The sequence below is a fragment of the Lysinibacillus sp. NPDC095746 genome, assembly GCF_044763535.1.
Lineage (GTDB): Bacteria > Bacillota > Bacilli > Bacillales_A > Planococcaceae > Lysinibacillus.
Genome location: NZ_JBIWGL010000018.1, coordinates 55,675 through 78,947, shown reverse-complemented (window position 1 = coordinate 78,947; position 23,273 = coordinate 55,675). Strand labels below are relative to the sequence as shown.

Genomic DNA, 23,273 nt, shown 5'->3' with positions numbered 1-23,273 from the left:
ATTCACTTTATTTGTCTTCTTGTATTTCCATTGCCCGTTGCAGTTCATCTTCTGAGGACGTAACTCCGAGAATATCGAGAAGGAACATGAATAATGGAATACCAATAATTAATCCCCATACACCAAGAAAATGCTCGGAGAAGAGAATGACCATGAATGTATAGAAAATTGGAAGATTTGTCTTAGCTGACATTAGCTTTGGATTTAGGAAGTATGCCTCCATAGCATGTAGTACCATAACAATAACTAAGATATAGACAATGTACATAGGACCACCGATACTGTATGCGATTATAGTTAGAGGAATCAAGGACATGATGACCCCTGCAACTGGCACTAACCCCAGTATAAAGAGCATGATTCCCAGCGCAATTAAATGCGGGAAGCCCATAATGTATAAAGCAATAACAGATAAAACACAGTTGACAGCAGCAATAATGAACTGCGCCTCAATAACTTTACCGAAAGAACGAATGAATATCCTTGAGAAATAATGTAATTCATCGTAGAGATGGCTCATTTTGCTATCTTTAAATTTCGCTGTAAATTCCGTAATACGTTTCTTTTCAAGTAAAATAAACAAGCTCAGAATTAGTGCAATGAATATATGCAAAATGATTTTACCAATATTCGTAAGGTTTTTCAGCGTGAGGTCTACACCTTGCTCTAAATATTTACCTAGTTCAATTTTGTCAAAGGTTGGCGCTAAATACCTTGCAATCTCGTTATCATTTGGGTTAAGACTAAAGCTAGCAATAAGATCAAAGAGCTGTGTAATTTGTTGGGTTACGACTGGCAAATACTTGTAGATAATTGCAACAATACCTGCAACAAGCAAAAGATAGAGGGTAACTGTTACAGCCTTCTCGTTCATCCGTACGTACTTTCTAACCTCTTTTGTTGTCTTCGTGGTAAGTTGATTCATCAAGTAAGTAATAATGAACGTGAGAAGAATTAGATTGATCATACTCCGCATCATATATAATGCAATAGCGATCCCAGCCAGGATTAAAAAACGTTTAAATCCATGACTTCGAAAGAAATTACTCATGTATTCACTCCTTCTACAAAACGGCTTCGTGGCCTTTACTGCCTGGATTTCGCTATCAAGTGAACAAAAACAATTAATAAATTGATGTAAAACATTACGTATCATTCTTATGTAAATGCCCCCCTTCATTGGATTATTATTTCCATTAAAACTTAGAATAAGACTTAAATACTTGCGCTTTATAAGTCTCATAAGAAATTAATGCATCCAAGGAGCGAAAAGAATAGTATGCCTTATCAAATTAATAACAATATTTTTGAAAGCTGTATCAGCGTTATAAGCCTTAATTTTATTAGTCTATTATAACCCTTTGAACACCATCATAGCCAATGTAAGTTCTTTTATGATAGTACTAAAATTAGATTTTTTTATCTTTAGTCTTAGTATGATATTTTTATAAAAATTGTAAACTAAAATTATATAGAAAGGATTGATTATGTGAAAATTGCTAGAAACCCGAAGGACATTCATCAACCAGTTGCTCCCTATGTACATCAAATAGAAGTAACAGGACCACAGAGATGGTTAACACTATCTGGACAAATAGGCATGGAAGAAGACGGGACAATACCTGAAGAGCCATTAACTCAAATGAAATTGGCATTCGAAAATATTAGAAAGAATCTTGAAAGTGCGAATATGGACATTCAAGATTTAACGAAGATAACCCTTTATTTGGTTGGGGAAATGAATGTAGATCATAGGAAAAAAATAATGAACGACTTTCTTGGTGATCACCTTCCGTGTATGACATTAATGTATGTAGTTGCGCTTGCAGCCCCTTCCCTAAAGGTAGAGATTGATGCCTGGGCTTGTAAGGAAATGTAAACTTATTATATGTTGAAACTAACAAGGTTGTGCGTCTAGATTCGTATTAAATTTTGTGATAAAAACGGGGCCCGGGACATAAGTATATTTTTAAAGTAAAGTTTCATAATTAAAAAAGTGCGAGAAATCAACGTTTCTAAAATTGATTTCTCGCACTCTTCATCTTATTTATAGATCTTCATTTTTAGAGCTTATTTTAGCATGCTTGTATCCATAGGCTATATAAATAACTAAACCTATCGCTAACCAAATCAAAAAGCGCACTATAGTAAATGGCGGCAGACTGAAAATTAATACAATACATCCTCCAACACCTACAGTTGCTACAAGCCATAGCGCAGGTACTTTAAATACACGTGGTTGATTTGGTCGTGTATAGCGAAGAACAACAACACTAACTGTTGTTAAAGCAAAAGCAGTTAAACCGCCGATGTTAGCAAATTCCGCTAATTCTCCGATCGATAAAAATCCCGATAAGAGAATGCCTGTTACAACAACAATTAACGTTGATAATACAGGTACGCCTGTTTTTTTATTTGTTTGTGCAATACGTTCTGGTAAAAGTCCATCTCGGCTCATTGCAAACAGCACGCGTGTCGCACTTGTTGTATTTGCTATCATCGTAGCAAGCAATCCAAAAATAACTGATACTGCTATGATAGCGCCTCCCCATTGAATCCCAACAGATTCTAGTGCATATACAGTAGGATTTGGAACATCCAACTCAGGAGATGGTACAATACCTGTTAATACTAGTGCAACAATTGCATAAATAAGCGTTAGTATACTTAGACCACCAATTAAAGCTTTTGGTATTGTTTTTTGTGGATTTTTTACTTCCTCAAGAACTGTTGTGACACCATCAAATCCGGTAAAGGCAAAGAACACTAGTGCCGCTCCCGCCATTACACCTGACCAGCCAAACGGTGTAAACGGTGTCCAGTTTATAGGGTTAACGTGAAAAGCCCCAATAGCAAGGAATAAGATAATCGCGCCAACCTTTGCAGCTGTAAATAACATATTTGATCGACCTACATTTTTAATTCCACTCATTGAAATCCAAGCTACAATAAGCCAACCAGCCACAGCTGGTAGATTTACAATCCCACCGTGAGCAATATCCTTTGTTAAAACTTCTGGCAAGTGAATTCCCACAGATTGTAAAAACGAATTGACGTAGCCACTCCAGCCAACTGCGACTGTACTAGAAATAACGATAAATTCCAATAATAAATCCCAACCGATTATCCAAGCAATCATTTCACCTAACGCAATATAAGAATAGGTGTAAGCACTGCCGGCAACAGGAGCCATCGCTGCGAATTCAACATAGGCTAATCCAACTGCTATTGTTACAAGACCACCTATTAAGAATGAAACAACAACACCCGGACCCGCATGTAGAGCAGCTGTAGTTCCTGGCAACACAAAAATGCCAGCTCCTATTGTAGCCCCTAGTACGTACAGCAATAATTGCAACGACCCTAGTTCACGCTTTAGTTTAAAACGTTCGACTTCAGTTATTTTATTGGCTTGCTCGATTGATTTCTTTCGTAAAAAATTCGCCATAATAACCACTCCACTTTCAAAAAAGAAAATAAAATTTCATTTTTATGTATTTTTATCAATAAACAGTATATTATCCGCATTTTCGAATTGAGTCAACAATTAGATTATTATAACAATTTATCTTTTTACTTGAAAATGAGGTAATAGAAGTTCATTTATATGAAACTTTTAACAATCTTAAAATGCCCATTTCACCAGAATCATAACGGCGGCTACTTTGCTTTTTCTTCTTGTAATAACTCTATAAAAAGCTCGGTTATTTCCTTCTCAATGACTTCACTTGCCATTCTTTCACTATACATTAGATGTTGTAAATATGATTTCAATAAAGAAAAGCATAAGCATCTCAAATTGAAATTCCACCGCCTATTATAATCCTCTGTAGAGACTTATTTCTATAAGAAACTATCCAAACTAGTAAATCAATAGTAAAGATGGTATTGTACAAGCTAGAAATTTAAAAGTTAGGAGAGGGCAAAATGGATTCCTATGAAGTATCGACATTAAAAAAGGGCCTTTTGATTTTGGATGTATTACGTCAAAAGCATTCTCTTACATTAACTGAAATTATGGAAGAATTATCAATGAATAAGACATCCGTTTTTCGCATGCTTTATACGCTCGAAAAAATGAATTATGTCATTAAATATAATAAATACTATCAATTAAATCCGCATATCTTTAGGGATGAGCACTTATATTGGCACAAAGATATACAATGGACGTCTCTCGTGGCGCCATATCAATTAGCTCGCCAAGAAGAAATAACTACTTACATTGGTATTTTGGAAGATTGTGAGATGGTGATAAAAAATGTGATTAGGGAGCCTTTTGACCATCCTGCTTATCAAGCAATCGATACTCGGACACCTATGCATTCAAGCGCACTTGGAAAAGTAGTATTAGCTCATTTGTCAGCTAAAAAACAACGTGAAATATTAAATAGTATTGAACTTAATACATTTACAACAAAAACCTTCTATGATTATGGGCTATTAATTCCTCATTTACAGGTCATTAAAGCACAGGGATATGCTGTTGATAATGAAGAAACAAATGTAGGTAAAATTTGTATCGCAGTTCCGATTTATGTGAATGAAGAAGTCTTCGGTGCGATTGCTTTGCACGGTTCGACAAATCAAATGAAGAAAACGGCCATTCGGTCATTTGCAAAAAAGTTAGAAGAGGCAAGCCAGCAATTAACGGAAGAAATCCATTACCTGTTAGCATAAAGGAAATTTCAAGCTAAAAAGGTCTCCCACCTATATAGGTGATGAGATGAATGCAGTTTAAGTTACTTTTCAGCGGGTGTCCAAACATCTGTATCCGTCGCTACGCTTTCGGTACAAAAAACATCCGCTGCAAGAAGTTAAAGCCTCCGGCGGATGTTACGGATTCCGAACGCAATTATGTCGGGGCATAATTGATTCGATCTTCTATTTGCAATTAAAATGCTTTTGTTTCTATATATGAAACTATAACGATGTATGTTGGTAAAATATTTTTTTTACTCTATTCTAATTACAGAAAACAGAGGAGGTAGGAATATGAAATTTCATACATTAAAAAAAACAAATATCAAGATTTCCGAAATTGGTCTGGGGACGAATGCTGTAGGTGGCCATAACTTATATGAAAACTTAAATGAACAAGACGGGACGGAGCTAGTCACAGCTGCACTTGACCTAGGGATAACTTTTTTTGATACAGCAGATATCTATGGAAAAGGGCGTTCAGAAGAACTTGTTGGCGAAGTATTAAAAAAATATTCTAGGGAAGATTTTGTTTTAGCGACAAAAGGCGGCAGACATTGGTTTGAGGATGGCTCTGTAAAAACAAATAATCATCCGCAATATTTACGAAGTGCACTTGAAAATAGCCTGAGCCGGCTAAAAATGGACTATGTTGACCTCTACTATTTACACTTCCCAGACAACGAGACCCCTCTTGCGGAGTCGATTGGGGAATTATCACGCTTAAAAGAAGAAGGAAAAATCGGAGCAATAGGCATTTCAAACGTAACATTAGATCAACTTGAAGAAGCTAATGTGCATAATGCTATTTCAGTGTTACAATCACCGTACAATATGTTAAACCGATCTGCAGAACAAAAATTATTGCCATACTGTGTAAAAAATGATATTTCCTTTATTCCATACGGTCCACTTGCATATGGCCTACTTGGTGGTAAGTATACAAAAGACTTTAAGTTGGGCACTGGAGACTGGAGAATTTCGGATCCTTTATTCCAAGGTGAATTATTTGAACAAACATTACTAAAAATAGATGAGTTAAAAGAAATTGCAGAGGAAAAGCAAACGACCTTACCAAATCTAGCACTAGCTTGGTTATTAGCTCAAGATGGTATTGATGCAGTTATCCCAGGTGGAAAACATAAAAGCCAAGTGGCTACTAATGTGAAAGCAACCGATATCTTATTAACTAAAGAAGATTTAGAGAATATAGAAAGAATTTTAGCATAACAAAAAAATGCGAAAATGCTGTTATATCAACATTTTCGCATTTTTTTATTGAGGACGTTCTAAAGCAAATATTTCTCCAATTTTTGCATAATTCGAGCCAGCTAGTCTGCTAACTGCTTTTAATTTCCTTGGGTCAATACGCCCTTCATTATAAATAGTCTCATTTATATGAAATTGAACAACCTGACCAATGAACAAATCACCCGTCTGTTCGTCGCCATTCATCAAAGGAATTGTCTGTACTAAACGACATTCCATCCGAACCTTTGCCTCTTGAATACCTGGTACAGATATTAGCTCACTATCGGTTAATGTAAATTGAGCTCTATCAATTTCACTTTCACTTACGGGTAATGAAGCTGCCGTTTCATTCACCTGCTTAACATTATCCTCATCTACAATATGCACAACAAATTGTTGCTGATAAAGAATATGTCGAGCGGTATCTTTTAAGCGCCCTTGTGGTCTTTGAATGGCTAGAGAAATCATCGGTGGATTTGATGATACAATGTTAAAGAAACTAAAAGGTGCGCCGTTGATGACTCCTTGCTCTGATTTCGTCGTGACAAAGGCAATTGGTCTCGGAATAATACTGCCAATTAATAATTTATAGTTTTCACGCTCAGTCTTTTTTGTAGGATCAATCGAAATCAAACAACTCATCCTCCTTAATCAAGCACACGCACTTCAATCGGAATTAATGTTCTTTCTAATTGTTCACGATGCTGTTCGTATTGAGTTGGTAACATTAATTGACTACCCATTGTTTCAGGTGTTTCATCATGAGCGAATCCAGGTGGATCTGTCGCAATTTCAAATAAAATCTCACCAGGTTCACGGAAATAAATCGCATTAAAATAATTTCGATCTTTCACTTCAGTTACATGTTGTCCATGATTCATTACATACTCTTGCCATTCTAGGTGATCCGCATTATCCTGGGCTCTCCAAGCAATATGATGAACTGTTCCAACTCCCATTTGACCGCGTATACCAGTAACTACTTTTAAATCTACTGTATTGCCAATATCAGCACTGGATTTGAAACGAGTATACTCACCTTCCGTTGCTACTTTCTCAAGACCCATGACTTCAGTTAAGACTTTTGCTGTTTCCTCAGGGTGACTCGAATACAATGTTGCACCGCCAAATCCTTTAATCGCAACCTCAGGAGTTACTTCACCAAATGTCCATTCATTTAATTCACCTTCCGCACGTGCCACTAATTCAATATGAAGTCCGTGTGGATCATCAAATTGTATTACTTGTTCACCAAAGCGTTCAGCTTTTTGGAATGGAATAGCGAATTTCGCAAGACGATTAATCCAAAAAGGTAGTGCTCCCTCTGGTACAACATAAGTAGTTACACCAACTTGGCCATCACCAATGCGGCCTTGATAAGCATCTGCCCATGGGAAGAATGTAATAATTGTCCCCGGTTTACCACCTTTGTTCCCGAAGTAAAGATGATATGTGCCTGGGTCATCGAAATTTACTGTTTGTTTAACTAAACGTAAACCTAATACACCAGCATAAAAATCAATATTTTCTTGTGGATGCCCTACAATCGCTGTGATATGGTGAATACCCGCAGTATGTTTTTTCATGTTAACAGTCCCTTTCATGATAAATGTATTGTTCACCTATACTTTATCCAATAACGTTCTACCTCAATCTATCAAATATGCCTCGGCATAATTGGGTCCGGAATCGGCTTTTTGCTTGCATAAAAAACTCCTTTCCGATTCCGTGACATCCACCGGAGGCTTTAGGCCAACAGATGTTTTTTGCGCGGAAAGCGTAGTGCTAACGCAGCGACAGCAACACAGCACGAAGTTGGTCACTTAGTCGTTGCCACAGGACGTGGCGTTCTTAGGCTGAGTTCCTCTATTTCAGTGGGTGTTTTGACACCCGCTGAAATAAGTTAAACATGATTAACGAATTGTATATAAAGCTTTTGACCAAGGAATTAATTGATCTAACATTTGGTTAACTGAATCTGTTTGTACTTCTTTTGGTTTAAAATCAGTACCATTTTCAAAGTCTGTGAATAGTGACAATGCTGGATGTACACGGACATCTGCAATTAAAAGCTCACCCATAATACCACGTAAATGTTCAGCCGCACGTGCACCACCTACAGAACCATACGATACAATACCTGCAGCTTTGTTATTCCATTCTACACGTAAATAATCTAGTGCATTTTTTAAAGCACCTGTAATAGAGTGATTATACTCTTGTACGATAAATACAAATCCATCTTGTTTTGCAACAATTTCTGACCAAGCTTGAGCGCCTGAAGCGTCTTGCCCTGGTTCACCTAGTAAAGGTAATTTATAATCTGCGATATCAATAATTGTATAGTTTGCATCTCCTCGTTGATCTGCGATTTCTTTTACCCATTGTGCTACTTGTGGACTTACACGACCTTCACGTGTTGATCCGATAATAATCCCGATATTTAATTCTGCCATTGTTTTTTCCTCCTCTTTTTTTGAAGCAAATAATTTATTTAAAAAACCCATTATGATTACCTCCTTATGATGAAAAGTAAAGCTTTACTTTCTACATGGATTAAAAGGTTCGAATTCATTTATCTTGAATTTATTTATCTTGAATTCGAGATAATAATAACACGATGGTTTCATTTACGTCAACATGTTTGTTTAAATATTAAAAAAAGCAGAGATGTTAACACTCTGCTTCAGCTTGTAGACCAAAGGATAAATATAAAATAATGCGTATCAATAAACAAAGGTTGATTTTCACTCCGAGTAGGCGCTTTCCGCGGGCTTGGCTTCAATCTCCTCGTCACCGGATCTTCTGGCGCCATATCCAAGAAATATTTGAACGACATATCATACTTTGAGCGCTCTACTAGGTCGACATCTGATACATCATAAATGGCTGTTAATAATAAGTACTTAAACATGCGAATTGGGGGAATGGCATTACGTCCATTGTCTAAACAATATTTTGTTTTTAACTCTTCTAAAATGAATGAAAAATCAACAAGTTCATTGATCTGGCGAAGCATATTATCTTTTGGCACAACAATATCGTAGATTGCCATGTAGGGACTTAATTTAAGGGTTTCTTGATTTGAAATCATCGGGGGCACCACCTGCACATTAATGCTTTTATTATAAGGGTAAGCGTGACTAAAATAATAGGTTGATACATTGCGTTGTTTGGAGAAGCATCGCTCGACTCCTGCGGGAAAGCGAGACAGACGAGACCCCGCACGAAGCGAAGCGTAGGAGGAGGCTCGGCGCTCGCCCGCGGAAAGCGAGCGGAATGCTTCGGAAAACAACAGTAGAGTCACAGTGCCAAATGAAAAAAGCGAGGTATTCAACGATTAAATCGTTGAATACCTCGCAATGTGAGAAGATATGGACTTTTTCAGTGCCCTCCAAGTTGACCCTAGCTTTTTCCTAAATACTCATGAACCTGTGATTTTAGATAGCTATATTGAATATCGTTCGTATCTTGGAAAGCCTCTTCCCTACTAGAACGAACATCCTGATAGTCGAGGTTGTACGAAAATTGTTCTTGTGTAAAATCCTTTCTGACCCCACCGAGAATATTATAAAAATGCCAGCCTTCATCAAGCCACGTTTTATAAATTTCGCCTCCAAGGATATCATTTACAACTAATGAAGTGACTCCGCATTGGCCTTTTGCAGGATTATCTAAGCTCCATTTTGAGCTAGATTGAATGGACCAGGATTTTTTAAAAGCTTTTAACAAATCATTTTCTGTAGACATTCCTCAACGTCCTTTTCTACTTTAGTTTTAATATGGTATGTCATCGATTTTAATAGGCGTTGTTCTACCTAAAATCCAATCATCTTTGATTGCACCATAAACGATACTATCTGTCACAGTACCATCAACATTTTCCCAAGCATTTCTTAAATAGCCCTCTTTTACAAAACCAGCTTTCGCAAAACATTTCCTCATTTGCATATTATCAACTCTCGTATAACCTTCGATACGAATCTTATCTTTTTCTCCAAACAGGTAATCTTGTAACCAAAGGAGGGTTTTTACACCGTATCCTTTTCCTCTATAACGCATATCTAAACGGATATCGAATAACGGGATCGTATCACTTATGTCATGAATGATAATAATCCCGACCTTTTTTTCATTATCAACTATCCAATGTGTTTCGCGATCGCACTGATAGTATCCTTCTGTATATGCTTTTCGCACGGATTCCTCTTTTAAATGTTGATCGGTATGATACATCCACTTGTTTTGAGTTAACAAATCTACTAAATCTTCAATTTCATTTCCTAATAGTTTATATTCCATTTATATTATCCTCCAATGAATAATAATGAACACCACCATACGTAGAGTTCCGTTCCACTAGGTGCTTTGGCCGGAAGAAAGCATACCTCTACTGAAGCCTAGATTCTACTAACCATACTTTAACAAGTGCCGTTAGGATGTGCAAAAGGTATTGGCATAAATTTTACATTTCTTCTATAAGATTTAAGTAGGTCATCATGCAGGATATGTGATCGAATATTTCATCACTACCTCTCGAAAGTATTCACAACAAAAATATATACTTGAAAGAAGTATATATTTTTGTTAAATTTAACCTATGGATAGAACAAGTTTAATAAAAGGTCATTTAGAAATGTGTGTATTGTCTATTTTGTCTAAGAAAAAAAGTTATGGCTATGAAATTATGAAAGAATTAGAAAAACACAATTTGAAATTGAAGGGAGTAGGCAGTATTTATCCCATCTTGACTAAGTTAAAAGATCAAGAATGGGTTGATACTTACCGTGAAATGACAGACAACGGAAAAGTCAGAGTTTATTATGAAATCAATGAAAAAGGAGAAGTTTATCTTCAAAAAAAAATCAATGAATGGTTGGAGTTGCAACAAGACATAAAATCCCTACTTCAAAGCGGTCTGAAAGGAGAACTTATTGAATGAGTATGGAATTAAGTTTAGTAGAAAAACAATATGTAACCGAAGTTCTAAATGAGTTAAAACAGTATCGTATTAGCTCAAAAGAAAGAAAGAATATAAAGCAACAGCTTTTAGAGCATATCCAAGAATCTCGTGATAATGGAATTGATAGTATAAATGATCTGGGAGATACTACGACATTTATTAAAGATTTTTTAGAGATTAAAGGTATAGATCTTCATTCGGAAATTAAACAAATGCGGAAAAGTCGACCTGGAATATCAATAATTCTTGGGTTTTGTACTTTTATTATTGCCTATCTTGCTTGTCAGCTAATACTATCGATGTTTTTGACAGATTCCTTTAATCCGCAAAAGACTATTGCAACATTCCATTATAATATTGTTTATCAGATTTCTGATGTTGCTTGGTGGAACTTCTTGCTAATTTCAATCAGCATTTCTACTTCCTCTTTAATATCTTTACTTACAATAAAAATTTTTGGAGGAAATAGGTGAAATAACAATGAAAAAAAAACCAATATATAAAGCTATATTAGTTTGTTTCTTAGTAATTCCACTTTATCTATTTCAACTAGTCTCACCAATCTCCACAGAAGCCGCAGAACAAGATGTTAAGAGTACTATAGATAAGTATGTTGAAAATTTTTTAGAAGAGCAGCGAATTCCAGGGGCATCTATTGCAATTGTTCATAAAAATGATATCTTTTATTCTAAATCATGGGGTGTAACAGGAGAATCCGAAGAAAAGGTAACTGCTGAAACTCCATTTGTAGTCGGCTCAATTAGTAAATCACTAACAGGCTTAGCCATCATGAGATTACTTGATGCAGGCATTATTCAATTAGATGCTCCAGTTCAAAAGTACATGCCTTGGTTTACCCTGAAAGACAAACAAGCCGCTTCTCAAATAACGATTAAACATTTACTTACGCAAACAAGTGGGATAAGCACTTATTCTGGCTTAGCTATATCAGACAAGGAATCTAAAAATTTAAGTGCTATAAAGGAAAATGTAGAAAGTTTATCGAATGTGGAGCTGACTGCTGCTCCTGGGGAAAAACATCAATATAGTAATGCTAACTTTTCTATTCTTGGAGCTCTCATCGAAGAGGTTACCAAACAACCATTTTCTAAATATATGGAGGAACAAGTTTTTTCTCCATTAGGGATGAAAAATGCAGCCGCTGATAGTAGCATAGCCTATGAAAAAGGATACTTAGCTGGCTATCAATCATGGCTTGGTCACCCTGTTAAAAGTGCAGTCACGTTTGATAATGGAGGGACACCCTATGGATATATAACGGCAAGTGCAACAGATATGGTGCAGTATATTAAACTACTTAGTCGCCATGAGCATAACAATTTTTTAAGTAAAAATGCGATGAATCTTTATATATCACCGTTTGTTCAAACTAGTAAATATCGATATTACGGCCTTGGTGTACGAATCTCGTATCCAGAATCCAAAGAAGAAATGATATGGCATTCTGGTTCAAATCCTGACGCACGCTCAGAAGTATTTTATCTACCAGAAACTGATTGGGGCGGGGTAATTCTTACGAACAAAAGTCATATATTAGAGGAAAAGTCACTTCTTTACTTGAAAGAAGGGATTATCAACATTTTAAATGGCAAAGAGCCCGTTGACGCTCCTAAATATACACCTACATCTCAAGTTATAACAATCGCTATTTTATGCTTACTTTTTGTGCTGTTTATTTATCTTCTACTAAAAGTTAAAGCTAAAAATGTGAACAACAGAGGCGTGTTGAGTATATTCGGTCTTATACTTTTAGTTTTGGCCATTATCTCCATTCCATTATTAAGCTATAATACAGGAACACCTTGGCACACTATTAGATATTTTGCCCCTGATATTACATTTTTGGTCATAGCACTAGTTACCCTTTTAACATTGAATGGCTTATTATCTATATATATTTCATTTAAACCACGACAAAAAAGACAACTTCTCTAAGTAGGAGTTGTCTTTTGTATGCTTGTATGACCAAGGAAAAAGCTTCGATTATTCATTGCCTTGACCGTAGCCTGCTTCCGAGGCCATAGCGTCTGCTTTTGTAACATGTACCGTACCAAATGGATGGTCAGGAGGAGCGTATATTGAATAAAGCTTTAGTGGTATATTTCCTGTATTTGTGACGTTATGCCATGTTCCTGCAGGCACTACTACAGCGTAATTTTCATAGACTTTTCTTTCATAATTTAAATTATTTTTACTAGGGCCCATTTGAGCAAAACCCTCACCCTGTTCAATATATAAAATTTGATCCACATTTGGGTGTACTTCCAAACCGATATTATCACCAACATTAATACTCATTAAAGTAATTTGTGAATTCTTTCCCGTCCACAGAGTAGTACGATACGTATCGTTTTGCTTAGCTGCATCTTTAAGATTGATGGCAAGTGGCTTGGGCCCATAATCTTTTAATACAATACTTTCGCCATTGGAAAAACGAGAAGGCTCAGCTCTGTTCGCGTACCCCGTCTGATAAGGAGGTGTCCAATAAACTAGCTGATTTCCATAGTTATACATAGGCATGTTTCCGTAATAAGGAATGTAGTACATTTTCTCAATCCCCTCACACATTATAAGGTTATCCTATGCAACTTGTTCCAAAAATGTACGTAAACGAATTTCCATCCTATAGTACGGCTTAGAAATTTTTTTTACTCAAAGGTATCCTCATCTTCAGCATACTCTAAAATATCTCCTGGTTGGCAATGCAAGACTTTACAAATTGCATTTAACGTGGAAAAACGTATTGCCTTTACCTTTCCCGTTTTTAAATTCGATAAATTGACAATCGATATATCTACTGCTTCTGCAAGCTCACTTAATTGCATTTTTCTATCAGCTAATACTCGATCCAATCTTACGATAATCGTCAATTTCTTCACTTCCTATACTGTTGCATCATACTCTTCTTGTAAAAAAGAGCCATATCTAAATATCCTACCAATTATCCAAACTATAAAACTACATAGTAGTATGCGCCAATTCATATCAAAAAATTTAAAAGAAACGGATTGAATCCATTCAATATTGTCTAATTCATTATTGTTTAAAAACATATGTACTACCGTAGAAATCAAGTATTCTTGAACCGTATTACTTAAAAAACTTAAAATGAATAAACTGCATGCTATTAGCTCTATTCTTTTACTATTTCTAAGAGTAAAGACATCCCCAACAATGACTGATCTAACAAATTTCCATAATAAACCAAAAATTGTCATCACAATCAAAGTAAAGATCATCGAGAGTAAAATTAAAACGATTGTTTCACTTTTATCATAAACAAAATTCCTCATTATATCTTTATTTAAAAAAACTCATTTTCATATTACGAATTGCTAACGATTGATCCATAACGGCTTCTAACACCCCTTATTATTTTTTTATTTATATTCCTTTCCCCAATTATTAAAGGATATAGTATATATTATAAGCTGATTTCAGCATCATTCCACATAACTATTTAACTTCTTTCAGCGGGCAATTATGCTAAAGGCATAATTGATTAGCAGCTTCATGAACTATTTTTTTAATTCGACTTTTTCTCTAATAAAGGACATACTAACAAGTGTGGATTTATCATAAACGAACATTCCAAAAAGTATATAAAATGTCTAGCGCTTGATATAGTATGTATTTAGGAAAAAACAATTTGGTGGTGATATATATGAAGAAGTTCATGATGGATTTTTTAATGATTACGATCGGGGCGTTGCTTTTTGCACTGGCAGTAAACTTATTTGTTATACCGAATGATTTAGGTGAAGGTGGCGTTACAGGTCTAACAATCATTGCCTATTATTTATTTGGATGGTCGCCAAGTATTGTGAGCTTTTTGCTAAACGCAGCTTTATTAGTTGTTGGCTATAAATTTTTAAGTAGGCAAACGACTATTTATACGATTATTGCAGTATCCCTCCATTCGCTGTTTTTACATTTAACAGAATCGTGGTCGATTTCTTCGAATGAAATTATTGTGAACGCTATTTTTGGCGGGGTGTTTGCTGGAGTTGGTATAGGCTTAATTATAAGAGTTGGTGGAACAACAGCAGGTTCAACAATTTTAGCTAGAATGACGAACAAATATTTAGGCTGGAGTATTAGTTACGGTTTATTGTTTTTTGATTTAATAGTTGCTTTTTCATCTTACTTTATTATCGGAGCAGAAGCATTAATGCTTACTGTCATTATGCTTTATGTCGGAACAAAGGTAATGGAGTTTGTTATTGAAGGTGTAAATCCGAAAAAGGCAGTTACGATTATTTCGAAAAAGCCAGAGGAGATTGCCAGTCATGTGAATTGTTTTATGAACCGAGGCGTGACAGTTCTATCAGGCCATGGCTATTACACGAAGGAACAAAAAGAGATTCTGTATATTGTTATTAGTAAACAGGAAGTTGTAAAGCTAAAGAAAATCGTCAAAGAAATAGACACGGATGCTTTTATTGCTATTCATGATGTACGAGATGTTTTTGGACATGGATTTATTGAATTATCTAAGACGTAATTAAGAAAGAAAACACCTTTTGTTGAAAATGAGGATTATCCCTTCAAAAATCAACATAGAGGTGTTTTTCTATTGACTATTATACGAATCCCCACGGAGTCGCCCAGCCTCTACTCCACTATTTTAGTGATGAACCCTTTATCCCCTAACCTGTAAGGAAATTTCAATAATCCTATCTAAAAGTTTTGTATAGGTAATTCCTGCCGACGATGCGCTTTTTGGGAGTAAGCTGTTCTTTGTCATCCCTGGCAAAGTGTTAACCTCCATGACATATGGGATTCCATCCTTGATCATCATATCGATTCTGGCGTAAACATCACACTTTAATGCTTTATAGCAAGCTTTTGCTGCCTCGGTAACTCGTTCATATACGGCAGGTGGAAGCTCTACAATTTCCTCTATCGTAGCGGCATCCTCATATTTCGCCTTATAGTCAAAGATCTGCGCTGTATGTTGAATCGAAATAATCGGTAATAGCTCCCCGTCCAAAATGGAGCATGTTATTTCTTCACCTTCTATATATTTTTCAATAATGATTTCAGCATCCCATTTGAATACTTCCTCAATGGAAGTAAGTAAAGAATTTTTATCATAAACTAGTTTCACCCCTACACTGGAGCCACCCGAATTAGGTTTAACTACGAACGGATAGCCCATCTTATCTAATTCATCGAACTGAAGCTCCTCGCTATTCGAAAGATGGAGCCAATCCGGTGTTTCAATGCCTTCATAACGTAGAATTTTTTTCGAAATGTTTTTATCCATACACATACTGCTTGAAAGTATTCCACTCCCCGTATACTTAACGCCCATAGCCTCTAGTACACCTTGAATCGTGCCATCCTCTCCAAATTTGCCATGTAGTGCTAATAAAGCAATATCAATATCTCTCACCTTTTCAATAAGCTCTGACGTGTTATGTTCATTTAGTTTAATAGCAACCACTTCGTATTTACTCTTATCTATATGAGCGTTCATTTCTTCTCCTGTCATAATAGAGATCTGCTTCTCCGAGGAAATGCCCCCCATAATAACGCCAATTTTCATCTGTTCAACTCCCTATTTCATTTTTTAAGGTATCACCAATAATCTTAATACCACGCACAATATCCTCTTCTTTTAGCCGAGAAAACCCTAATCGAAATGTGTTACTGCCCTCACCATTGCTGTAAAAAACGTCACCAGGATAAAAAACAACTCTCCTTTGATAGCACTTCTTCAATAGTGTACGAGCATCTATTCCTTCTTCTAACTCAATAAAGAGATGAAGTCCACCATCTCCCGTCATTCTTTTAAAAGGGATGTATTGATAGCAAGCTTGACGGGCTAATTCATACTTTTTCTTATATACAAACTTAGCCTTTTTTAAATATTTTTCAAAATAACCATCCTGTAAATATTGATAAAGCACAGCCTGATCTAGTGTCGATGTATGAATAGTACGTGCTCTTTTCATACTTTCTAAACAGTGGATAAGTTCCTTATCAGCTAATATCCACCCGACACGTAAGCCTGGAAAAAGAATTTTAGAAAAGCTACTAATATAAATAACATTGTTGCCCTCACCAATAAAAGTCATTAGCGGTGCTAAATGCGAGCCTGAATAACGTAATTCCTCATTAAAACCATCCTCCACAATTGGAATTTGATATTGTGAAAAAAGCCTAATAATTTCAGCTCTTTTTTCAGAGGATGTCACAATACCTGTCGGATTATGATAGGACGGGATTAAGTAAGCAAAATCAAATTTCTTTTCCGATAAGCTTTTCTTAACTTGTTCAATATCGATACCGTCATCCTTCATGTCGATTCCGTGTATGTCAAATCCGTGTAGACGAAAAAGCTTTAATGCCGCATGGTGAGTAGGGTTTTCGCACATAACACGTCCGGATTTTTTCGCTAAGGAAGATAATAAAATATCTAAGCCCTCGGTAAAGCCATTCGTGATCAAAATATCCTTATTGGAAATATCTACACCTTTCACTTCCATATAGTGAAGAAGGTACTCGATTAAAGGTTTATAGCCCTTTGCATACCCGTAATTCAAAACGATATCTCCTTCAAGGGACATCCGAGTCAGAAAAGCTCTTTTAAAATTTTCAACATCAAAAAGCTTTTCATCAGGGGCAACACTATTGAAAGAAATCATTCCTTTTTCCCAATGAATATCTTGCTTCATTAAATCTAGCTCATCAGCCAACAAGGTAACGTTATTAAGCCTCTCCTTCCAATTAAATTCAATAGATGAAGCTTTCAACGTTTCGACTTTCCCTACAAAATTACCTTTTCCTTTCACTGCATAGATCATGCCCTCTTGCTCTAAATCTGCATATGCATTTAGTACCGTATTTCTACTAATCGATAATAATTTACTAAGTTCACGGGTAGATGGAAGCTTTTGATGCTCCAGCAAGTGTCCCTTCATAATCATTTCTTTTAAATAGTCTTTTAATTGACTATAAACCGGACGATTACCTAAAAGCTTAAAATCATTAAACACTTCCTTGACCCCCTTGCTTTATTTTTACATAACTGTTTCTAACTCAAAAGGTCCACAGTATAGGGATTTTCCCTTCCTTGTGGTATGGTCTGATTCAAAAAACGCAACCCTTCAAAACGAAGAATTGCACCTATTCTACATTTACGTCTGCTTCATCAACCCTTTTTTGCGTCCATTGCAATGCATGATCCGATAAGTCGACACCAACAAATGAACAGCCTTGTTTTGCTAAGTAAATGGCATTTCGTCCAGCACCACAGCCTAACTCTAAAACTTTATCTGGCTGAATCACCTTTTTTCAAAATAGCTTACTAGATTTTCATCAGGTTTATTAACAAAAAAAGGTACCTTTTTAAATGTTTGATCATAAAATCCATCCCAAAATCCCTGCGGTTCACGTAATAAATTATCTAATACAATTAGCAATTGTTCATTTGATTTGCATTTTACGCCTCCAATTTGCACCTATCTAAAAACTAAATATTCTATCTCTTTGTTATATGGGATAATTCTCCAAGAATGTTACCAATCTTTCTTCCGAATATAGATAACTATCTCTCCTGCTATTAGTTTTGACACTTCTTAATGTTCATTGAAATACAAAGTGTTACACTGAAATGGCTAGCATTTCTCACGCTGCTTATCGTAAATGTCTCCACCTCACGTCAACAACAAAAATAAGAACATTCCCAAAAAAAGACTAAACGGCTTAAGCCATTGGACTTCATGGCTCAAACCGCTTAAAATCTGTTTATTTGTAAGGGAGCAATTCATATTTGGTTACAGAATATCAAAGGAAGGAGTTATCTAATGAACTTAAATCTCAAAGCATTGTTTTCTACTTACCGTCATTATCGAACAAAGCCAACTGAGTTAATGTATGACTTTTTTTATTTCTACCATCAACAAGCAAATGAATGGTTTTCTGTTTCAAAGCAAGAGATTTCACAGCGTGACTACCAATGGCTCACTGTTTTTTATACTGAGATCACTTCCACAATATCTCAACCATCGGAAATCTGGTATGAATTTTTATATTTGAACGGTGACATACCATCTAAGCTATCATATAGCAAAGCTCGCGTTATTCAGCTCATCTTTTTAAATGATAATCCTCCTGCTGAAGAATTAAAAGAAGCTACTTTGAACTTTTTCCAGCAAGATACGGTAGTACTTCAGGTTGCTACAAATCGCTTTCTATTAATTGAGGCTATGGATAGTTCGATTAATAAAAAGGAAGATTTCATTGCACTTATTCGCACAATTGAAACAGATTTTTTCGTTCAAATTCATTTGTATCAAGGCGAAGCTTATGAAATAAATAAGCAATTCCCAAGTAAGTTCCAACGAGAAGCTCAATGGTTTGAGGAATGCTTACATTATAAAAATGCTGAACAGTTTTATTCATTTGAAACGATTTTTCCTCTTTTATTAACGCAACAAATGCCTGCTTCCATATTGCAATTTATAGAAGAACAAATTTTAAAACCTTTGCAGTCTGATATGGAGTTACTTGATACAGTCAGGACATTTTACGAATGTGGGTTAAATATTTCTTTGACATCAAAGAAACTACATATTCATCGTAATACGCTTAATTACCGTTTAGCAAAATTTCAAGAAACAACAAATATTTCTACAAAAAATCTAGACGGTGCTATACTCGTCTATATTGCTAGCTTTCTTCGATCAAAATTACAAAATGCACAAAAATAATAACTGAAAATTATGCATTTTAAATATTTAGTTTTCCCCTACACTTTTTATACACTAAAAAAAACAAACAAAGGGGGGGCTTATAAACATGGAAAAAATCATACTTAAAAATATTATTAAAACATATGATGGCGGTGTAACAGCTGTATCTGACTTTAATTTAACGATTCAAGATCGAGAGTTTATTGCACTTGTCGGGCCTTCAGGTTGTGGGAAATCGACAACATTACGAATGATTGCCGGCTTAGAGGAAATTTCGTCTGGAGAATTTTTAATAGATGGCAAGAAAATGAACAATGTACCTTCTAAGGATCGAGATATTGCGATGGTTTTCCAAAACTACGCACTATATCCACATATGACTGTATACGATAATATGGCATTTGGCTTAAAGCTTCGCAAGTTTTCTAAGCAGGAAATAAAAGAGCGTGTCCACAATGCAGCTGCAATTCTCGATTTAGAAAAGTATTTAGATCGCAAGCCGAAAGCTCTATCAGGTGGCCAGCGTCAACGTGTAGCACTCGGTCGAGCAATCGTCCGCGATGCAAATATTTTCTTAATGGACGAGCCTCTGTCCAATTTAGATGCAAAGCTTCGCGTACAAATGCGCGCTGAAATTACAAAGCTTCACCAACGATTAAAAACGACTACTATTTATGTAACACACGATCAGACAGAAGCGATGACAATGGCCACTCGTCTCGTTGTAATGAAGGATGGTATAGTTCAACAAATCGGGACACCTGAAGAAGTATATGGAACACCAGAGAACAAATTTGTTGGTGGCTTTATCGGCTCACCATCCATGAACTTCTTTAAAGGAGTATTCCAAGAAAACGGGATTCAGATTGATGATATTACACTGACTATTCCAGCAGAAAAAAGTAAATTATTAAAAGAACGAGGTTATTTACAAAAAGAACTGTTTCTTGGCATTCGACCAGAGCATATTTATGAAAAATCTTCTGTAAATCCCGAACCGTTCTTCACAGCAGTTGACGCGAATATTGAAGTATCAGAATTAACAGGTGCTGAGCTAATGTTACATGCGCAATTAAATGGTCAGCCTTATATCGCGCGGGTGAACTCCGATACAAAAATTACACAAGGTCAGGTCGCACATCTACTATTTGACATGTCACGCGTTCATTTCTTTGACTTAGAAACAGAGCAACGCATTCGCTAAGGTTATATATTACGGGATCGGAAAGGCGTTCAAATGGGATGTTAGCCTAAAATCATCGCATCTATGCGATAACGGCTAACTTTCCTGCATCGATAAAAATAGTTCAGGGCAATACAGAAATGGCCGATTTCGTGTCGACCCTTCTGTTGTTGCTGTCGCTTCGCTTTCGCACAGACAAAAACACGTTGTTGCTGTCGCTTCGCTTTCGCACAGACAAAACCCGTTGTTGCTGTCGCTTCGCTTTCGCACAGACAAAAACACGTTGCTGCCGCTACGTTAACACCGTGCTTTCGCACAAAAAACATCTGCAGGCATAAGCACAGTATACTCCTTCCCTTCCTAGGGAAACCTACGTTATCCTTTAAAAATAGAAAAAGGCAGTAAACAAATTTAAATTGTTTACTGCCTTTTATTATTTTATCGCAGCTCCGTAAAGACCCGCTTCACCTTTATGAATGCTGCTTTCAATGATTTGTTCTTTCCCTGCAAAAGGTGTTCCTACAAAACGCTGCTGAATCGCTTCTTTAATATAGTCAATGATTTTAGGATGATGATTAAAAAAGCCTCCTCCTAAAACGATACAATGTGGATCAAGCAGTAATATTATTTGCTGCAACTGTTTCTCTACCGATTGGACTAATGGCTCCAAAATCTTATCGACGATAGAATTCCCATTATAGTAAAGTTCCATCATATCCTTCAATACTATCTCAGAATCACCGAGTAGCTTTCTCCCTAATGTTTCAATTGCCGGGCCAGCAACACTCTCTTCTAGTGTAGTTCCGTCATTATCGACAATACTAAAGCCAATTTCACCAGCTAATCCGGTTCCCCTTAAAAATTCACTATTAACAACCGTACAGCAAGAAATACCGGTGCTTAATGTAACATAGACCATTGTTTCTTTGGAGAACTTTCTAGCTCGATATTCTCCCCATGTTGCTATATACACATCGTTGTCCATTTTAATATGAGCATGTGGGAACACTTCAGTTAAACGCGTACAAATCGGAAAGTTCTCCCAAGGTATATTATTTTGATAAACCGCGATACCTTTTTCAATATCAACGATACCAGGCACACCAATAGATACCTTTGAAATTTCATTAAAAGTAACTTCCTTTTCTGCACATAACTGTGCAAAGCTATCAATCAAACAAGCAAATAAAGCTTCTCGATTTGTTTTATCACTAGCCACTTCTCTTGTGCTCAACAATTGCTGATGTATATCAAACAAAGCCACGGCTAATTTTGTTCCACCTACGTCTGCTGCTAAAATGTAACTCATTTTTTCACCGCCAATTTTCTTATCCCGTATTAACTACCAGAGTGTCCGATTGATCTGGGACAACAGGATGTTCATTACACAGTAACTTTTACCTCTTTATTATTCACTGAGTGAAGTGTTTCATTTTTTAAAGGCTTACGACTTGTGTTAAATTACGTGGTTTATCTGGATCATAGCCTTTGCATATTGCACGTTGATACGCTAACAATTGGAAATATGGAACTACTTCAACAAGGCGATTCAAGTCATCTATTTCTTCTGAAAGTCTAATGATTAAATCCGCTTCCAAGTCTGCTGAAGCTATACCAATTACACCAACAAAACCACCAAGCTTTTGAATATCCTTTATTAATGCTTGATCGAAGTCCTTCGTTTCTGTTTGTGTAAATAAAATAACGACAGTCTCTTTATCTACAATAGAAATTGGACCGTGGCGGAATTCTAAATTCGAATAGCTTTCACATTCTGTTTGTGTCATTTCCTTTAGCTTTAATGTCGCTTCTTTAGCTAATCCGTTATAAGCACCTGACCCTAAAAAGATAAACCGTTTTTTCGTTAAATCCTCTGTCACTTGCTTTAACTGCTCGCCATTGCCTAATGCTATTTTAACAAGTGCAGGAATTTTTTCTAATTGGTTCATCCATTCAACACGTTGACTAATCTTTGCCGCGTATAGTTGAAGAGCATATAACATATTAGAAAATGATTGCGTCATGACCACACTTTTCTCTGAAATATCGTTTAAGGCAATCACTTCATCTGCTACTTCAGCCATTGGTGTATCACCATTACACGTAACTGCCATTGTACGTATATTCTCTGCTCCGTTTAAATGCTCCAATGCCATAATAATTTCAGAAGTTGTTCCTGAGCGTGAAATACCGATAATATTATACTTTTTATTTGATAGAATGTGAGTATCCGTGTGTAAAAATAGCTCAGATGCTGGGACTGCTACTGCTACTTCTCCTGTTGCCGATTGGTAATAACGTGCAGCTGCAATTGCTAAATAATATGATGTCCCACACCCCGTGAAAAGAGCTATGTCTACAGCCTCTTCATTGAACGTAAGCGACTGAACAATCTCTTTTGTTTTACCTAATTGTTGAGCTTGTTTCATAATCTCATTATACGTGTGCATAA

General features: G+C 36.1%; 24 protein-coding genes and 1 pseudogene. 9 read left to right on the top strand and 16 right to left on the bottom strand.

Features of this window, described 5'->3' with window-relative positions:
- Positions 1-7: 7 nt before the first annotated feature.
- Entirely contained in the window at positions 8-1,051 is a 1,044-nt protein-coding gene (locus tag ACIQ7N_RS14605) for an AI-2E family transporter (RefSeq protein ID WP_132361269.1), read from the bottom strand.
- 438 nt (positions 1,052-1,489) lie between these two features.
- Between ACIQ7N_RS14605 and ACIQ7N_RS14600 the strand changes: the two genes are divergently transcribed.
- Positions 1,490-1,879 (top strand): RidA family protein, encoded by a 390-nt coding sequence (locus ACIQ7N_RS14600; RefSeq protein WP_402933247.1) that lies wholly within the window; start codon positions 1,490-1,492, stop codon positions 1,877-1,879.
- A 168-nt stretch (positions 1,880-2,047) separates the two neighbouring features.
- Here ACIQ7N_RS14600 and ACIQ7N_RS14595 read toward each other — a convergent pair whose 3' ends face one another.
- Positions 2,048-3,448 carry an amino acid permease gene (locus ACIQ7N_RS14595; RefSeq protein ID WP_132361265.1) on the bottom strand — a complete coding sequence of 467 codons (1,401 nt, stop codon included), beginning with the start codon at positions 3,446-3,448 and terminating at the stop codon, positions 2,048-2,050.
- Positions 3,449-3,927: 479 nt separating this feature from the next.
- Here ACIQ7N_RS14595 and ACIQ7N_RS14590 point away from each other — a divergent pair, with 479 nt between their 5' ends.
- Entirely contained in the window at positions 3,928-4,680 is a 753-nt protein-coding gene (locus tag ACIQ7N_RS14590) for an IclR family transcriptional regulator (RefSeq protein ID WP_248717423.1), read from the top strand.
- 315 nt (positions 4,681-4,995) lie between these two features.
- Complete coding sequence (locus tag ACIQ7N_RS14585) at positions 4,996-5,931, top strand: aldo/keto reductase (protein ID WP_402933243.1); 936 nt, start codon at positions 4,996-4,998, stop codon at positions 5,929-5,931.
- 45 nt (positions 5,932-5,976) lie between these two features.
- Here ACIQ7N_RS14585 and ACIQ7N_RS14580 read toward each other — a convergent pair whose 3' ends face one another.
- The 6 genes and pseudogenes from ACIQ7N_RS14580 to ACIQ7N_RS14555 form a co-directional block, all read right to left on the bottom strand.
- Positions 5,977-6,585, bottom strand: a complete 609-nt coding sequence (locus tag ACIQ7N_RS14580; RefSeq protein ID WP_402933240.1) for a flavin reductase family protein — start codon at positions 6,583-6,585, stop codon at positions 5,977-5,979.
- 14 nt (positions 6,586-6,599) lie between these two features.
- Entirely contained in the window at positions 6,600-7,538 is a 939-nt protein-coding gene (locus tag ACIQ7N_RS14575; RefSeq protein WP_402933237.1) for a ring-cleaving dioxygenase, read from the bottom strand.
- A gap of 327 nt (positions 7,539-7,865) precedes the next feature.
- Positions 7,866-8,459: an NADPH-dependent FMN reductase gene (locus ACIQ7N_RS14570; protein WP_132361257.1), complete on the bottom strand. Its 594-nt coding sequence runs from the start codon at positions 8,457-8,459 to the stop codon at positions 7,866-7,868.
- Between the two features lie 287 nt (positions 8,460-8,746).
- Positions 8,747-9,046 (bottom strand): annotated as a pseudogene (locus tag ACIQ7N_RS14565) (transposase); the annotation flags it as partial.
- 311 nt (positions 9,047-9,357) lie between these two features.
- Positions 9,358-9,702, bottom strand: coding sequence for a YunG family protein (locus ACIQ7N_RS14560; protein WP_323656573.1), 345 nt, complete (start codon positions 9,700-9,702; stop codon positions 9,358-9,360).
- Between the two features lie 27 nt (positions 9,703-9,729).
- Positions 9,730-10,254, bottom strand: a complete 525-nt coding sequence (locus ACIQ7N_RS14555; protein WP_402933233.1) for a GNAT family N-acetyltransferase — start codon at positions 10,252-10,254, stop codon at positions 9,730-9,732.
- Positions 10,255-10,552: 298 nt separating this feature from the next.
- Between ACIQ7N_RS14555 and ACIQ7N_RS14550 the strand changes: the two genes are divergently transcribed.
- From ACIQ7N_RS14550 to ACIQ7N_RS14540, 3 genes are read left to right on the top strand one after another with little or no spacing between them, the layout of a single operon-like run.
- Positions 10,553-10,894, top strand: coding sequence for a PadR family transcriptional regulator (locus tag ACIQ7N_RS14550; protein WP_132361251.1), 342 nt, complete (start codon positions 10,553-10,555; stop codon positions 10,892-10,894).
- Positions 10,891-11,388, top strand: a complete 498-nt coding sequence (locus ACIQ7N_RS14545; RefSeq protein WP_402933230.1) for a hypothetical protein — start codon at positions 10,891-10,893, stop codon at positions 11,386-11,388. Before ACIQ7N_RS14550 ends, ACIQ7N_RS14545 begins: the two co-directional genes overlap by 4 nt.
- Before the next feature lie 7 nt (positions 11,389-11,395).
- Positions 11,396-12,871, top strand: coding sequence for a serine hydrolase domain-containing protein (locus ACIQ7N_RS14540; RefSeq protein ID WP_402933228.1), 1,476 nt, complete (start codon positions 11,396-11,398; stop codon positions 12,869-12,871).
- 48 nt (positions 12,872-12,919) lie between these two features.
- Here the strand turns inward: ACIQ7N_RS14540 and ACIQ7N_RS14535 are convergent, their stop codons facing one another.
- The 3 genes from ACIQ7N_RS14535 to ACIQ7N_RS14525 all read right to left on the bottom strand — a co-directional run bounded on the left by ACIQ7N_RS14535 (position 12,920) and on the right by ACIQ7N_RS14525 (position 14,229).
- A complete protein-coding gene (locus ACIQ7N_RS14535; RefSeq protein ID WP_402933225.1) occupies positions 12,920-13,483 on the bottom strand; it encodes a cupin domain-containing protein in 564 nt (187 codons plus the stop codon).
- A gap of 101 nt (positions 13,484-13,584) precedes the next feature.
- On the bottom strand, positions 13,585-13,806 hold the full coding sequence (locus ACIQ7N_RS14530) for a helix-turn-helix domain-containing protein (protein WP_132361243.1): 222 nt from the start codon (positions 13,804-13,806) through the stop codon (positions 13,585-13,587).
- A 12-nt stretch (positions 13,807-13,818) separates the two neighbouring features.
- Positions 13,819-14,229, bottom strand: coding sequence for a DUF2975 domain-containing protein (locus ACIQ7N_RS14525; RefSeq protein WP_402933222.1), 411 nt, complete (start codon positions 14,227-14,229; stop codon positions 13,819-13,821).
- A 371-nt stretch (positions 14,230-14,600) separates the two neighbouring features.
- On the opposite strand from ACIQ7N_RS14525, the gene ACIQ7N_RS14520 reads away from it, so the two are divergent.
- Positions 14,601-15,440: a YitT family protein gene (locus tag ACIQ7N_RS14520; RefSeq protein WP_402933219.1), complete on the top strand. Its 840-nt coding sequence runs from the start codon at positions 14,601-14,603 to the stop codon at positions 15,438-15,440.
- A 138-nt stretch (positions 15,441-15,578) separates the two neighbouring features.
- Here the strand turns inward: ACIQ7N_RS14520 and ACIQ7N_RS14515 are convergent, their stop codons facing one another.
- The 3 genes from ACIQ7N_RS14515 to ACIQ7N_RS14505 form a co-directional block, all read right to left on the bottom strand.
- Positions 15,579-16,487 (bottom strand): D-alanine--D-alanine ligase, encoded by a 909-nt coding sequence (locus ACIQ7N_RS14515; protein ID WP_402933216.1) that lies wholly within the window; start codon positions 16,485-16,487, stop codon positions 15,579-15,581.
- A 4-nt stretch (positions 16,488-16,491) separates the two neighbouring features.
- Positions 16,492-17,940: a MocR-like pyridoxine biosynthesis transcription factor PdxR gene (gene pdxR / locus ACIQ7N_RS14510; RefSeq protein WP_402933213.1), complete on the bottom strand. Its 1,449-nt coding sequence runs from the start codon at positions 17,938-17,940 to the stop codon at positions 16,492-16,494.
- Between the two features lie 130 nt (positions 17,941-18,070).
- Positions 18,071-18,232 carry a class I SAM-dependent methyltransferase gene (locus ACIQ7N_RS14505; RefSeq protein WP_402933210.1) on the bottom strand — a complete coding sequence of 54 codons (162 nt, stop codon included), beginning with the start codon at positions 18,230-18,232 and terminating at the stop codon, positions 18,071-18,073.
- Positions 18,233-18,750: 518 nt separating this feature from the next.
- Here ACIQ7N_RS14505 and ACIQ7N_RS14500 point away from each other — a divergent pair.
- Together ACIQ7N_RS14500 and ACIQ7N_RS14495 are read left to right on the top strand one after the other, a co-directional pair.
- Positions 18,751-19,656 (top strand): PucR family transcriptional regulator, encoded by a 906-nt coding sequence (locus ACIQ7N_RS14500; protein ID WP_402933207.1) that lies wholly within the window; start codon positions 18,751-18,753, stop codon positions 19,654-19,656.
- An 88-nt stretch (positions 19,657-19,744) separates the two neighbouring features.
- Complete coding sequence (locus tag ACIQ7N_RS14495) at positions 19,745-20,842, top strand: ABC transporter ATP-binding protein (RefSeq protein WP_402933204.1); 1,098 nt, start codon at positions 19,745-19,747, stop codon at positions 20,840-20,842.
- 412 nt (positions 20,843-21,254) lie between these two features.
- Here the strand turns inward: ACIQ7N_RS14495 and ACIQ7N_RS14490 are convergent, their stop codons facing one another.
- Positions 21,255-22,130, bottom strand: coding sequence for an ROK family protein (locus ACIQ7N_RS14490; protein ID WP_402933201.1), 876 nt, complete (start codon positions 22,128-22,130; stop codon positions 21,255-21,257).
- A gap of 127 nt (positions 22,131-22,257) precedes the next feature.
- Positions 22,258-23,271, bottom strand: coding sequence for an SIS domain-containing protein (locus ACIQ7N_RS14485; RefSeq protein WP_402933198.1), 1,014 nt, complete (start codon positions 23,269-23,271; stop codon positions 22,258-22,260).
- Positions 23,272-23,273: the final 2 nt, after the last annotated feature.

What these genes read in the sequence shown, in the direction of transcription:
- ACIQ7N_RS14540 (WP_402933228.1), top strand. Translation starts at nt 11,396, where the DNA reads ATGAAAAAAAAACCAATATATAAAGCTATATTAGTTTGTTTCTTAGTA.
- ACIQ7N_RS14560 (WP_323656573.1), bottom strand. Translation starts at nt 9,702, where the DNA reads ATGTCTACAGAAAATGATTTGTTAAAAGCTTTTAAAAAATCCTGGTCC.
- ACIQ7N_RS14550 (WP_132361251.1), top strand. Translation starts at nt 10,553, where the DNA reads ATGGATAGAACAAGTTTAATAAAAGGTCATTTAGAAATGTGTGTATTG.
- ACIQ7N_RS14590 (WP_248717423.1), top strand. Translation starts at nt 3,928, where the DNA reads ATGGATTCCTATGAAGTATCGACATTAAAAAAGGGCCTTTTGATTTTG.
- ACIQ7N_RS14595 (WP_132361265.1), bottom strand. Translation starts at nt 3,448, where the DNA reads ATGGCGAATTTTTTACGAAAGAAATCAATCGAGCAAGCCAATAAAATA.
- ACIQ7N_RS14585 (WP_402933243.1), top strand. Translation starts at nt 4,996, where the DNA reads ATGAAATTTCATACATTAAAAAAAACAAATATCAAGATTTCCGAAATT.
- ACIQ7N_RS14605 (WP_132361269.1), bottom strand. Translation starts at nt 1,051, where the DNA reads ATGAGTAATTTCTTTCGAAGTCATGGATTTAAACGTTTTTTAATCCTG.
- ACIQ7N_RS14500 (WP_402933207.1), top strand. Translation starts at nt 18,751, where the DNA reads ATGAACTTAAATCTCAAAGCATTGTTTTCTACTTACCGTCATTATCGA.
- ACIQ7N_RS14515 (WP_402933216.1), bottom strand. Translation starts at nt 16,487, where the DNA reads ATGAAAATTGGCGTTATTATGGGGGGCATTTCCTCGGAGAAGCAGATC.
- ACIQ7N_RS14525 (WP_402933222.1), bottom strand. Translation starts at nt 14,229, where the DNA reads ATGAGGAATTTTGTTTATGATAAAAGTGAAACAATCGTTTTAATTTTA.
- ACIQ7N_RS14495 (WP_402933204.1), top strand. Translation starts at nt 19,745, where the DNA reads ATGGAAAAAATCATACTTAAAAATATTATTAAAACATATGATGGCGGT.
- ACIQ7N_RS14575 (WP_402933237.1), bottom strand. Translation starts at nt 7,538, where the DNA reads ATGAAAAAACATACTGCGGGTATTCACCATATCACAGCGATTGTAGGG.
- ACIQ7N_RS14570 (WP_132361257.1), bottom strand. Translation starts at nt 8,459, where the DNA reads ATGGGTTTTTTAAATAAATTATTTGCTTCAAAAAAAGAGGAGGAAAAA.
- ACIQ7N_RS14485 (WP_402933198.1), bottom strand. Translation starts at nt 23,271, where the DNA reads ATGCACACGTATAATGAGATTATGAAACAAGCTCAACAATTAGGTAAA.
- ACIQ7N_RS14490 (WP_402933201.1), bottom strand. Translation starts at nt 22,130, where the DNA reads ATGAGTTACATTTTAGCAGCAGACGTAGGTGGAACAAAATTAGCCGTG.
- ACIQ7N_RS14535 (WP_402933225.1), bottom strand. Translation starts at nt 13,483, where the DNA reads ATGTACTACATTCCTTATTACGGAAACATGCCTATGTATAACTATGGA.
- ACIQ7N_RS14555 (WP_402933233.1), bottom strand. Translation starts at nt 10,254, where the DNA reads ATGGAATATAAACTATTAGGAAATGAAATTGAAGATTTAGTAGATTTG.
- ACIQ7N_RS14545 (WP_402933230.1), top strand. Translation starts at nt 10,891, where the DNA reads ATGAGTATGGAATTAAGTTTAGTAGAAAAACAATATGTAACCGAAGTT.
- ACIQ7N_RS14520 (WP_402933219.1), top strand. Translation starts at nt 14,601, where the DNA reads ATGAAGAAGTTCATGATGGATTTTTTAATGATTACGATCGGGGCGTTG.